General features: G+C 40.8%; 10 protein-coding genes and 1 tRNA gene. 6 read left to right on the plus strand and 5 right to left on the minus strand.

What is annotated here, in order from left to right:
• Window positions 1-18: 18 nt before the first annotated feature.
• A tRNA-Glu gene (locus V3I05_RS06325) sits at window positions 19-95 on the minus strand.
• Between the two features lie 80 nt (window positions 96-175).
• Between V3I05_RS06325 and V3I05_RS06330 the strand changes: the two genes are divergently transcribed.
• Window positions 176-1,270: a CapA family protein gene (locus tag V3I05_RS06330; protein WP_295698708.1), complete on the plus strand. Its 1,095-nt coding sequence runs from the start codon at window positions 176-178 to the stop codon at window positions 1,268-1,270.
• A 12-nt stretch (window positions 1,271-1,282) separates the two neighbouring features.
• Window positions 1,283-1,891, plus strand: a complete 609-nt coding sequence (locus V3I05_RS06335) for a LysE/ArgO family amino acid transporter (protein WP_300447709.1) — start codon at window positions 1,283-1,285, stop codon at window positions 1,889-1,891.
• Here V3I05_RS06335 and murG read toward each other — a convergent pair.
• A complete protein-coding gene (gene murG, locus V3I05_RS06340) occupies window positions 1,872-2,918 on the minus strand; it encodes an undecaprenyldiphospho-muramoylpentapeptide beta-N-acetylglucosaminyltransferase (protein ID WP_343352996.1) in 1,047 nt (348 codons plus the stop codon). The genes V3I05_RS06335 and murG overlap by 20 nt on opposite strands.
• Window positions 2,919-3,051: 133 nt before the next feature.
• Between murG and gltX the strand changes: the two genes are divergently transcribed.
• Complete coding sequence (gene gltX / locus V3I05_RS06345; protein WP_343352997.1) at window positions 3,052-4,431, plus strand: glutamate--tRNA ligase; 1,380 nt, start codon at window positions 3,052-3,054, stop codon at window positions 4,429-4,431.
• Between the two features lie 95 nt (window positions 4,432-4,526).
• Here the strand turns inward: gltX and V3I05_RS06350 are convergent, their stop codons facing one another.
• The 3 genes from V3I05_RS06350 to fliW form a co-directional block, all read right to left on the minus strand.
• Window positions 4,527-4,952 carry a Fur family transcriptional regulator gene (locus tag V3I05_RS06350; RefSeq protein ID WP_295698699.1) on the minus strand — a complete coding sequence of 142 codons (426 nt, stop codon included), beginning with the start codon at window positions 4,950-4,952 and terminating at the stop codon, window positions 4,527-4,529.
• 402 nt (window positions 4,953-5,354) lie between these two features.
• Window positions 5,355-7,388: an ATP-dependent helicase gene (locus tag V3I05_RS06355; protein WP_300449707.1), complete on the minus strand. Its 2,034-nt coding sequence runs from the start codon at window positions 7,386-7,388 to the stop codon at window positions 5,355-5,357.
• A gap of 16 nt (window positions 7,389-7,404) precedes the next feature.
• Window positions 7,405-7,830, minus strand: a complete 426-nt coding sequence (fliW, locus tag V3I05_RS06360; RefSeq protein ID WP_295698696.1) for a flagellar assembly protein FliW — start codon at window positions 7,828-7,830, stop codon at window positions 7,405-7,407.
• An 82-nt stretch (window positions 7,831-7,912) separates the two neighbouring features.
• Here fliW and V3I05_RS06365 point away from each other — a divergent pair, with 82 nt between their 5' ends.
• The 3 genes from V3I05_RS06365 (at window position 7,913) to V3I05_RS06375 (ending at window position 12,285) form a co-directional block, all read left to right on the plus strand.
• Window positions 7,913-10,612, plus strand: coding sequence for a valine--tRNA ligase (locus tag V3I05_RS06365; RefSeq protein ID WP_343352999.1), 2,700 nt, complete (start codon window positions 7,913-7,915; stop codon window positions 10,610-10,612).
• A gap of 14 nt (window positions 10,613-10,626) precedes the next feature.
• A complete protein-coding gene (locus tag V3I05_RS06370) occupies window positions 10,627-11,295 on the plus strand; it encodes a rhodanese-like domain-containing protein (protein WP_295698692.1) in 669 nt (222 codons plus the stop codon).
• A gap of 396 nt (window positions 11,296-11,691) precedes the next feature.
• Window positions 11,692-12,285: a phosphatase PAP2 family protein gene (locus V3I05_RS06375; protein ID WP_343353000.1), complete on the plus strand. Its 594-nt coding sequence runs from the start codon at window positions 11,692-11,694 to the stop codon at window positions 12,283-12,285.
• Window positions 12,286-12,295 lie beyond the last annotated feature (10 nt).

Raw genomic sequence — 12,295 nt, forward strand, 5'->3', positions numbered from 1 at the left:
AGCAGGGTTTTATCCCTGTGGCGACCCTTGAAAGATTTGAACTTCCGTTTCCACCGAGAAAGGGTGGTATCCTTGGCCAGCTAGATGAAAGGGTCAGCAGAAGTATAGCAAACTTTTTTAAGATTTCGTTACAATGCCATTTTCAAGTAAAGAGCCTTACACACAAAGGAGAAAAATGCGTTTTTATCGGCATATTATGATATATGGAGTTTCACTTTTGCTACTTGGCGGTTGCTTTGGTAGCAAGGTAGGAGAAGTGCAACCAGAGGGCATAAGCACAAAAGAGGGGGATATTATCACCATAAGTTTTGTAGGCGATAATATCCTCGGGGATTATTATGGGAGTAATGGAGAAACATTTAATTGGTATTTTAAGAAAGTGGGCGGAGATTATGGCTACTTTTTTGCTAAAGTCAAGCATATCTTTGAAAATGATGATATGAGCCTAGCTAACCTTGAAGGACCCTTGACTACGCATAATGGGGATAGATTAATCAAGCCTTTTGCATTTAAAGGCGACCCAAGCTATGTGGAGATTCTAAAACGTGGGGGCATAGAGGCAGTAAATATTGCTAATAATCATACGCGTGATTATGGTATGCAAGGCTTTAAAGACACTCAAACCCATCTTAAAAACGCACAGATTTTTTATAGCGGGGAGGGGATTTTAAGCATTTATGAAATAAGGGGCAAAAAAATCGGTATGGCAGGACATCGCGGGTGGAATCTTGGCATTAAAGAGCAGGTGAAAAATGAGATTAAAGCCTTGCGTGAAAAGGGCGCGGATATAGTGATATTTAGCTTTCATTGGGGCGAGGAGAGGGAGCATTATCCTAACAAGATTCAGCAAGAAATTGGGAGATTTGCTATTGATAATGGGGCGGATATAATAATCGGGCATCACCCGCACGTGCTGCAAGGCATAGAGGAATATAAGGGCAAAAAAATCATTTATTCTCTAGGGAATTTTGTCTATGGCGGGGCTAAGAATCCTGCCGATAAAGATAGTATTATCTATCAAGTGCGTTTTGCCTTTAATGATGGACAAAAACGACTTGAATCTTTAAGCAAAGATATGATTTATATCACTCATCCCAAAGTGGAACAAATCGTGCATTTGCCTCAATGGAGCGAATTGCATAGTTTTATCCCCGTGCGTATTAGCGGGGAGCGAAGTTTTAATAATTATCAGCCTATTATTGCAGAAGGTGTGGATAAAGAGCGCATTATCAAACGTATGGATACCTATAGTAGTCCTTTAAATCAGTAGACTTATGGCAATATGTATAGTTTTTGGCAAGGATTCCTCGTCTCTTTTGGGCTTTGCTCGGCTATTGGGGCGCAAAATGCCTTTGTTATCAAACAAGCTATTAAAAAAGAACATACTTTGTTTGTATGTGCTACGTGTGTATCGTGCGATGTGGTGCTAATGAGTGTTGGCGTGCTGGGCTTTGGGAGTATATTTGCTGAATCTGCCCTATGGAGTAAAATTTTAGCGATTTTGGGCGCAATATTTCTATGCTACTATGGCATATCTTCTTGCAAAGCAGCCTTGCAATCACACAAAGGCATTTCCATACAAAAGGATAGCACTCATTCATCACTCTCACATACTATTAGAGCAGCCCTTAGCATTACGCTTCTAAATCCACACGTATATTTAGACGCCATTGTCTTACTTGGTAGTCTTGGAGTGAGTGTTCAATCTCAAGTAGCTTTTCTTATAGGCTGTATAGGTGCTTCTATGGCGTGGTTTGCGCTGCTAGGTTTTGGGGCAAATGCACTTTCAAACTATTTCACCTCACCTCTTGCGTGGCGGATACTTGAAGGGATTGTCGCTTGTATGATGTTTGGCATTGCTATTAGTCTTATTATTTTTGCATTAGCCTAGCAATATGCCCTAAAATCTCTTTTGCCCCATTTGGTTTAATCTTATCCATTACTTGCTGCGATTTTTGGCTCAAAGCATCACCCCGCATAGTGTCTAAAAAGTCTAAAACCGCCTTTATATCAAGGACAGATTCCCGCATTAAAAGCCCTAAGTCCTCATTTGTAAAATAAAGCGCATTGTAGTATTGATGATCCTTTGCCGCGTATGGATAGGGGACAAATACACCAATAAGCCCATTTGCACTCATTTCCCATAAGCTAGAAGCCCCCGCACGTGCTATGCAAATATCTGCCTTTTGCAAACGCTTGACAAGATGAGTATCAAAGGCAAAAAGTTCAATCTTTGTTAAAATCCCCATTTCCTCATATTTTGCCTTCACACGCTCATAGTCCCTCTCTCCGCATTGATGAGTGATTGTAATTCCTCTCTCTAAAAGCTTAGATGCGATTTGCAAGGCAAAGTCATTAATGCCCTTTGCCCCTTGAGAACCACCCAAAAACAGCAGATTCTCTATATGTGTGCGCACTCGCGCAGAGGTGAAAAACTCATCTCTTACCGGATAAGATGTGCGGATAAAATGTTTAGAATCTGCCTTAAAGCTGCCAAAAATGGCCTTAGCAAAGGGTGTGAGAATGGCATTGAGTTTGCCTTTAATCGCATTTTGTTCGTGAATAAAAAGCGGTATCCTACATAGCACACTCGCTATACTCGCGCCCCCAGCGCTAAATCCCCCCACACTAATCACACATTGCACTTGATGAATTTTTAGAATCTTATGTGCTTGTAAAACGCATTGAGATTGTATAAAAAGGGCTTTTAGCTTAGCCAAACCGCTTTTGTTCACCACGCCCACAGAGGGCAAAAAATAGCATTGCTTAAAAAGTGAGGAATGTTCAAACCAAGCTTTATCCTGTCCCAAAGTCGAACCTATATAAATGGCTTCTTTGCCCTCATCTTGTAAAGCCTCACCTAGAGCCTTAGCAATGGCTAAATGTCCACCTGTGCCGCCCCCTGTGATTGCAAACATATCTATCCTTACGCATAAAATGAATGCGGTATTATAATGTGTAAAAATGATATTTTGGGAATCTTACAAAAGCCACTTAAAAGTTAAAATACTATATACTACTCACGCATTTGAAGTTTCACAAAGGGATAAAATGGCTCATATTGTTACACGTTTTGCACCCTCTCCCACGGGGTATTTACACATTGGAGGCTTACGCACGGCATTGTTTAACTATCTTTATGCACGGGCAAATGGTGGTAAGTTTTTACTTCGTATTGAGGATACAGATTTAGCGAGAAATTCCACAGAAGCAGCAAAAGCAATTGTGGAGGCATTTAATTGGGTGGGGTTAGAATATGATGGTGAAGTGGTGTATCAAAGTCAGCGCTTTGATACCTATAAGCAATACATCAAGCAGCTTTTAGATTCTAAAAAGGCGTATTATTGCTATATGAGCAAGGAGGAGCTAGAGGCACTGCGCGCGGCGCAAGAGGCTAAAAAGCAAACACCACGTTATGACAATCGTTATCGCGATTTTGATGGCACACCTCCGGCGGGAGTTGCCCCTGTGGTGCGTATAAAAGCCCCGCTTGAAGGGGAGATACGATTTAGCGATGGCGTGAAAGGCGAGATATGTATTCAAGCTAAGGAACTTGATGATTTTATCATCGCGCGGAGTGATGGCACACCTACTTATAACTTTGTCGTAGCAGTTGATGACGCGCTGATGGGTGTTACTGATGTGATACGAGGGGACGACCACTTAAGCAATACGCCAAAGCAAATTATTGTTTATGACGCACTTAATTTTACTATTCCACGATTTTTTCACGTGCCGATGATTCTTAATCCTCAAGGGCGCAAACTAAGCAAACGTGATGGTGCAATGGGAGTGATGGATTACTATAAAATGGGATATTTGCCTGAAGCGATTTTAAATTTTCTTGTGCGTTTGGGCTGGAGCTATGGCGATAAGGAGATTTTCTCGCTCAAAGAAATGCTAGAGCTGTTTAATCCCAATGCCCTTAATAGTGCGCCTAGTGCCTATAATGAGGATAAGTTCTTATGGCTTAATGCGCATTATATTAAAAATACCGATAATGCTATGCTTGAGGAGCTTTTGAGCGCATTTAATGTGCCAAAGCTTAGCCCTAAGGTGCGTGAGATTCTCTACCCTGCGCTTAAAGACCGCTCCCGCACACTTGTAGAGTTTGCACAAGGATTTAATGATGTATTTAATGCTCCTTGTGAATATGATGAAAAAATGCGCTCAAAGCTTGATAGCACTGCTATTATGGCTTTAGAAAATCTATTTAAAGACGCAGAGAGTGATATATGGGAATCTACGCAAAATATAGAATCTTATCTTCATCATTATGCTGCAAAATATGAACTTAAAATCGGTAAGCTAATGCCCGCTTTACGATGTGCTTTGTTAGGCAAAAGCGGCGGGATTGGTATCTGCGAGGTGCTAGCCACACTTGGCAAAGAGGAGAGCTGTAAGCGAATAAAGAGACTTATTTCATCATAAGGGGTTTATGAATTTGATTGAGGTAGGGTTATAATGTTTTTAACTACTACCCATATTGAAGACAAACAAACTTAAGATAGGGCTATACCCTAATCTTAAGCATCTAATTTTTGCTTATCTTCTTTGCATTGCGGACAAGTGCCAATAAGCACAGCAGAAATATCAGAAATGGCATAACCACTTTTTTGCCCACAATCATTTTCCAAATAACTTGTTTCAAGCTTAATATCTTCTAGTTTGCCACATACCTCACAATATACGTGTAAATGCTTATCGCTACTTAATTCATATTTTTGCTTATCTTTGGGGGCTTTGATCTCGCGTAAAATATTTGCCTCACAAAGGGCATTTATATTTTTATAAATAGTGGCTAAAGAAATAGAAGGATATGTTGATTTAATTTGATCGTAGATTTCTTCTACACTCATATGCCCGTTATTATAGATTTGACTTAGCATCGCAATACGTTGAGGCGTGATTTTTAAATGCTTTTCTCGCAAATATTTTTCAAAACCTATCATTGTTTTGTCCTCACTTTTTGTGTGTTAAAGTTTTTGTATCACGCATAATATATAAACTTGAAGCAAATAAAAACATAATAAAAGTGATTTTTGCATACAATGCTGTCTAGATTCTACGTATAAACTTTGCTTTGATAAGACTTGCTTAAAAAAACGGCGGTAGCTTTATGAGGTTTCGCTCCCATTTGTAAGACTACGCGGTGGCATAGCTATATATGCACGAAGTGCTTATCCACACTTGCAAATAGCGTAGCAATAGTGAATTTAACCTATGAAACTCACTTGATGAATGCGTTAGCAGTCATAAGTGTATCCTTTAGGCGCGAAGCGGATTTTAGATCCGCAAAGCAAGACTACGCGGTGGCATAGCCACAACAGCGTAGCAATATGGCAACTCTTAATCTATATCACACTCTCTTTGTGTAGTAATTCTCCCTCATACAAGAAAACCGAGGGGGCATAATCAATATTTTTTAACATATCCTTTTTGGCAAAAGAAAGGATAAGATTTTCTTTCGCGCGGGTGATAGCTACATAAAATAGCCTCCTCTCTTCCTCCAAGCTCCCACTTTTGCTCATAAGCTTTCTATTGGGAAATCTCCCCTCCATTAAATCCACGACATACACATTTTGAAACTCTAGCCCCTTGCTTGCATGCACACTTAGCAAGTGTACCCCGCTTCCCTCCGTGGCTTCGCTTGAGCCTAGAATCATCGCATTTAAAAACTTGCCCAAATCATTATGGTTTTTTGATAAATCAAACAAAAGTTTGCACTTGCGATTGATAGATTCTAAGACATTGTCAAATCGCGTGCTATCAATGCTACCATCTTTATTTTTCGCCCTTGTATTGGCAAGTGAGCGCATAATGCCTACAAAAAATGGAGATTGGGTGATATAGCTTACAAGTGTTTTAGGACTTTTAAGATGGTGGATTTGATGAAGCATTTCATAAAAATCGCTTAAAAACATTGCGCCATCTTTGTGAATCTTAGGGTGCTGTAAAATTGGGTGTGAGGCAAAAGATGGAGAGATGTGCGCATCAAATCGCCCTTGAGATTCTAAAGTAAAAAAATCATCAAAAAGCCCAAGTTGTGTATTTTTATGCTTTTGCTTATATGCCCTTATAGTGTGGTCTGGCTCAAACATACCTTTATGGCAGTCTCCTGCACCTAAGGCAAAAAGTGCCTCATAAATATCCTTTGCGATACTATTGCCTATGCCCTTGCCATAACTTAGCGTGTGGATATACGCCATCATATCACGCGGATTATGCACGAGGGAGCAAATATCAAGCAAGAGACTCACCTCCTTTGTGTCAAAAAAGCTCACACTTCCCTTGCGCTTAGATGGGATATTTAGCTCTCTTAGACTCGCCTCAATCCCATCAGCACTTGAATTGTTACGGAAAATAATCGCCGTATCCTCATAGGGCAAGTTACTTGTAGCGATACGTTTAGCAATGCCCTGATATTGCAAAAAAAGCTCATCATAGACTATAAGCTTAGGAGGGGCAAATTCTCCTTGCTTGACTACCTCTAGACGTTTAGGATAAATGCGTTCATTTTTTTCTATGACTTTATTGGCTAAATGCAAGATATGTTTGCTTGAGCGATAATTTTTGCTCAATGTGAAAACTTGCGCGTCACTATATTTATGTTTAAAACTACTGATAATACCAATATCTGCGCCATTAAAGGCATAAATGCTTTGGTCATAATCCCCCACGCAAAAGAGGCTTGGCGGGGAGAGCGCATTCAGTATAGAATCTTGCAAGGGATTGGTATCTTGATACTCATCGCAAAGCACTTCGGCAAAAAGTGGTTTATCAAGCCCCGATACAGCCTTTCTGTATAGCAAAAGCAAGTCATTATAGTCTGCATAGTGATGGGTATTTTTGAGTTCGCTAAATTCTGCCATAAGGTCTTCATAAATAGGCGTGTAAAGCTCTTGCTGGAGGTTTCTCTCTATAAGCCAAGTGCCAAAAGAGCTTTTGGTAGCAGAATTTACAAAGAGCGAGTAGCATTCATAAAGATATTGTGCGGAATATGGTTTATTATGCTCTCTATCTACAAATACTCGCTTGTCATAGAGGCTTTTAAAGAGTATTTGCAGTTCTTTGGGTTGCTTGAGATGGATATGCTGATGTTCCCGTAAGTAGCGATAGGCTACTGCGTGAAATGTGCCAGATTCTATATTTTTAGCTACATCTTCGCTAAAGATTTTCCCCACGCGCAATATCATCTCGCTACTTGCCTTGTTAGTAAAGGTAAGGAGTAAAATATCTTTAGGCGCATAGCCTTGATTTAAAAGATAGGCGATACGTCCTACAATCGTAGAGGTTTTCCCCGTGCCAGCTGAAGCGATAATGAGATTATGCCCACTTGGCGCACTTGCTGCCGCTGCTTGTTCTGCATTAAGTTGTGAAAGCGGCATAGGAGTGAGAGGGGGATTATTGATTGAGAGTTTGTAAAATTTCGTTAGATAAAAACTCTTTTAAAGGCTGCACCTTGCTAAATTGCGGATATTGTGCCACAGGCAAGGTAGTAACCTGTAAGCAGAAGCCATTAGCAGGATTAAATACAAAAGGTGCTATAAGATTTACAATAGAGTTTTCAATAGGCTTTTGCACCACTACCACGCAATATAGCTCTACCTTATCGCCCCTGCTTTCATCTAAATCAAGTAGCTTTTCATCAGCCGTAGGAATGGTAACATCATAATTGCTAAGCAAAGAGAAGGGATTAACAAGAATCATCTCAAAGGGTGTGCTTCCATCAAGTGCGCGAATCTTGCTAAATGTCTCATCAATTTTTTCTAATTCTATCTTTTTGACATCATCAAAGCCCAAAATAGGCATTTTTAGCTCATAAGTCATACTCGTCTCCATTTGTTTTTAGCATTGTGGTATTATATTACACTCAAAATTTAAAGCAAATTAAATACCACAAAGGCATTTTATGAATCCCACAACTCAAAATCCGCAAGAAAATAAAAAGGGCTATGCCCATAAAGATATAGAATCACGATTTTATCGGCTGTGTGAGGAAAGGGGATATTTTGACATAGCAGGTAATAAGCACTTATGGCAAAGCCCTAACCCTAAATCTTTTTGCATTATGATGCCCCCGCCAAATGTGACAGGTGTGCTTCATATAGGACACGCACTTACTTTTACTTTGCAAGATATTATCACACGTTTTAAGCGAATGGACGGATATAAAACGCTCTATCAGCCCGGCTTAGATCACGCAGGGATTGCCACGCAAAATGTCGTACAAAAGCAGCTTTTAGCACAGGGCTTAGATAAGGATACATTAGGACGTGAAGCATTTATCGCTAAAGTGTGGGAATGGAAAGAAAAAAGCGGCGGGGCGATTCTTAATCAAATGCGTCATTTGGGTATCACCCCGGCTTGGTCGCGGTTACGCTTTACAATGGATCAGGGCTTACAAAATGCTGTTAAAAAGGCATTTGTGCAATGGTATAATCAAGGCTTAATCGTGCAGGATTACTATATGGTAAATTGGTGCGTGGCAGATGGCGCATTATCAGACATTGAAGTAGAGTATGAGGAAAATCACGGCAAACTCTACTATTTGCGCTATCCTATTGCAGATTCCACACAAGCACTTATCGTGGCTACCACTCGCCCGGAAACATTCTTTGGTGATACTGCCGTGATGATAAATCCTAACGATGAGCGGTATAAACATCTCGTTGGCAAAAATGTAATCTTGCCTATTCTTAATCGCCCTATACCCATTGTCGCGGATTCTCACGTTGATATGGAGTTTGGAAGTGGTTGCGTGAAGGTAACTCCCGCGCACGATATGAATGACTATGAAGTGGGCAAAAGGCACAATCTCCCTTCAATCGTGGTGTTTGACCAAAAAGGTATTTTAAATGAGAATGCGGGGGAATTTGCGGGGAGGGATAGACTAGAGGCTAGAGAGGCTATCGTGCAGAGATTGCAAGAGCTAGGCTTTATCGAAAAAATAGAGGATTATAGCAATCAAGTGGGTAAATGCTATCGCTGCGGCAATGTCGTAGAGCCTTATATCTCTAAGCAATGGTTTGTCAAAAAGGAAGCCGCACAAAAGGCGATTGCTAAAGTCAATGATGGGGAATTGCGCTTTTTTCCACCACAATGGATTAATAACTATAATGCGTGGATGAGGGAGTTAAAAGATTGGTGCATTTCACGTCAGCTTTGGTGGGGGCACAGAATCCCGGTGTGGTATTGCCAATGCGGTGAGAAAGTCGCCACAGAGAGTGAGAATCCCACCTGCCCTAAATGCCATAAGATGATTACAAAGCAAGATGAAGATGTGCTTGATACGTGGTTTAGCTCCGGCTTATGGGCGTTTAGCACTCTAGGCTGGGGCAATGGCGATACACAAGCTCAATCCTCGCTTTATGACGATACGGATTTAGCAACATTCTATCCTAATTCCCTGCTTATCACAGGATTTGATATTTTATTTTTTTGGGTAGCACGTATGCTTTTAAGCGGGGAATCTTTGCTTCAAGCATTGCCCTTCAAAGATGTCTATCTCCACGCCCTTGTGCGTGATGAAAATGGGCAAAAAATGAGTAAAAGCAAGGGAAATGTGATTGATCCTTTAGAGATGATACAAACCTATGGCGCGGATGTGCTGCGATTCACTCTTGCGATATTATGCGCTCAAGGGCGTGATGTGAAGCTTTCCACACAGGTGCTTGAAAACACAAAAAATTTTACAAACAAGCTTTATAACGCCACGCAATTCCTCAATATGTATTTAGAGCAGCTTGGCGGCGAGATTGCAAAGCAAAAGGGCTTTGCAAACCTTAAAGATATGGAGATAAAAACGCCATTAGGACAGTATATGTATGCACGTCTCTGTTTAGCGACAAATGAAGTACGTCAGGCGTTAGAGAGCTATCGTTTTGAGCAGGGTGCGAGTATTTTGTATCGCTTTTTGTGGGGGGAATTTTGCGATTGGGGGGTTGAGCTTGCTAAGGCGAGTAAAGATTCTATCTATGAGCTAGGCGCAATTTTTAAGTCCGCCCTTTTACTCCTGCACCCTTATATGCCCTTTATCACGGATTATTTATGGCATAGCCTTAGCGCGAGTGATATAGAATCTGCAGATTCTATTATGATTGCTCCTTATCCTAAGGCACAGGATAGGAGCGATAATGCAGGAGCTAAGCTAATACATCAATTTGAGCTAATACAAGATGTGATAGTGTGTATCCGTCGCTTGAAGGCTATGTTTGAGCTTGGCAATGCGCCTATTGGCGATGTCTATGTGAAGATCCACACTCCACTTGATGAGTCTTTACTTACACAATTTGTATGCAAAATGCTTAAAATAGAGCACTTGCACTTTACGCAAACAAAGGTTGAGGGCTGTGTGGGCGATGTAGGTGAGCATTGTGAATGCTATGTGCGCTTAAGCGGCATTGATTTAAGCTCTTTTGTCGCTCGTCTTAGCCATCAAAAACAAAAGCTTGAAAAGGAAATAGCGAAGCTAGAATCTATGCTAGGTAATGAAAAATTTATACAAAATGCTCCTAAAGCCGTGCTAGAGCAAAATCGCTTGAGTTTAACACGGACACAAGAAAAATATGATAAGATTTGTGCTGAACTTAAAGTGCTATCATCATCTTAACCTAAGGAGTAACAATGAAAAAACTACTTGTATATGTGCTATGTGTGTATTTCTTATGTGCTTGTTCGGATTCTGCAAAAGAGCAGGATAAAAGTGAGAGTGCTAAACTCGTAGAATCTTATCCGCAGATTGTGGCATTGCTAGAAAAAGAGAGTGCAGGTGATACGCAAGGAGAGCAAAGTATGCGCGATGCATTGCAAAAAGCGGGAGTTTCTAATGAGCAAATTGAGGAGATAGGCTCACTTATCACACGCGCTAAGTTATCAGGATATGAGCTTATTTTGCCAAATGACCTTGCTGCTAAGAGCGATGAGTTTATCATCATCTCCACATTGCCACGAGGGATTTATAATCTTGGGCTTATCCCTCACGCGAAGCATTTTGAGTTTGCCTTAAGCCCATCGCTTAATGATGATGGGAGTGAGTGGAATTGGGAGGCTGATGGACTTTCACGTGCGCAAAAGGAGTTTATCGAGCTATTAGGGGATAATAAAGATGCTAAGATTGTTTTTTATGATAGCGGGGAGCATATATTTGCGCCTGTGGGAAGCGCACATTTAGGCATTATGTGGGCAAAACATTTAGGCTATACGCAGCTTTATCGGCTTATTGGTGGATTTGATATGTGGAAAGAGCTAAAGCTTCCCATTACCACAGAAGTGCCACACTGCTGCGAGATGTAGGAATTTAAGAATCCAAACCTTTTGCATAAGTATAAATCAAGTTTAGCTTTAGCTATCTATAGGCACATTTTTGCTCCTTAAGAGATTCATTGTGCTTTTTACTAGACTATGTTGTTTTCCCATTGCGGCTTCCAATATACGCCTTTACTTGTTCTGCTTTGTGCAAAAATGGCGTAATCGCTGGATCACCCTTTTAAAATTTTAATTGCAGAATCTCTTAACTTGTAAAATCTCACAGCAGCCAAGCCACGAGGATATGCACTCAAGCCTCTACACTTTGTGCCTATCCTCCATTGCAAATCCCATTTAAGGGTAATAAGATACATTTGCTTAAGTGAGTTTTTTAAGGTTTAAATTCTATAATGGCGCATTTATTTTGCATAAATAAGGATAGAGATGAGAAGATTGTGTGTGCGAGGATTGTTTTGTGTTTTTATGCTGTGTTTTTCTACATCAGCAAATGCTGCACGAGAAAATCAATTCGAGCAATTTGGTGATGTCTTTAGATTACTCCCTTTATATGTGATGGTAGTATCCGTAGCAATGGAGGATTATGAGGGTGTGGGGGAGTTAGCACTCGGGACATTAAGCACACAGCTTGTAGTTGAAGGTATCAAATATGGGCTTAGTAGTTTGCACAATGAGGGTTATGCGCTTAATTGGGCAAAAAGACCGTGTTGTGATGATTGGAAAGGTATGCCCAGCGGACACGCAGCGGGGGCTTTTAGCGCGGCAGGATATGTGTATTATCGCTATGGGTGGAAACCTGCCATTCCTGTGGGGGTTTTGGCTGTGCTTACAGCTGCTTCAAGAGTAGAGGCAAAGAAGCATTCTATATTGCAAGTGAGTGCGGGGGCGTTAATCGCGTGGGGATTTTCATGGGTCTTCACAAAGCAGTATCAGCCTAAAAACACAATTATCCTCCCCAATATTGAAAATGACGTCCAAGGAAACACATCCGTGAGTCTCAATGTTTTATATAGGTTTTAAGCAAGGAGCG

This window comes from Helicobacter mastomyrinus (genome assembly GCF_039555295.1).
In the GTDB taxonomy this organism is placed as follows: Bacteria; Campylobacterota; Campylobacteria; order Campylobacterales; family Helicobacteraceae; genus Helicobacter_C; species Helicobacter_C mastomyrinus.

Excerpts from the sequence above, each read along its gene's own strand:
- murG (WP_343352996.1), bottom strand. The coding sequence starts at position 2,918 with ATGTTTGCAATCACAGGGGGCGGCACAGGTGGACATTTAGCCATTGCT.
- fliW (WP_295698696.1), bottom strand. The coding sequence starts at position 7,830 with ATGACTTATGAGCTAAAAATGCCTATTTTGGGCTTTGATGATGTCAAA.
- V3I05_RS06330 (WP_295698708.1), top strand. The coding sequence starts at position 176 with ATGCGTTTTTATCGGCATATTATGATATATGGAGTTTCACTTTTGCTA.
- V3I05_RS06350 (WP_295698699.1), bottom strand. The coding sequence starts at position 4,952 with ATGATAGGTTTTGAAAAATATTTGCGAGAAAAGCATTTAAAAATCACG.
- V3I05_RS06375 (WP_343353000.1), top strand. The coding sequence starts at position 11,692 with ATGAGAAGATTGTGTGTGCGAGGATTGTTTTGTGTTTTTATGCTGTGT.
- V3I05_RS06370 (WP_295698692.1), top strand. The coding sequence starts at position 10,627 with ATGAAAAAACTACTTGTATATGTGCTATGTGTGTATTTCTTATGTGCT.
- V3I05_RS06355 (WP_300449707.1), bottom strand. The coding sequence starts at position 7,388 with ATGCCGCTTTCACAACTTAATGCAGAACAAGCAGCGGCAGCAAGTGCG.
- gltX (WP_343352997.1), top strand. The coding sequence starts at position 3,052 with ATGGCTCATATTGTTACACGTTTTGCACCCTCTCCCACGGGGTATTTA.
- V3I05_RS06365 (WP_343352999.1), top strand. The coding sequence starts at position 7,913 with ATGAATCCCACAACTCAAAATCCGCAAGAAAATAAAAAGGGCTATGCC.
- V3I05_RS06335 (WP_300447709.1), top strand. The coding sequence starts at position 1,283 with ATGTATAGTTTTTGGCAAGGATTCCTCGTCTCTTTTGGGCTTTGCTCG.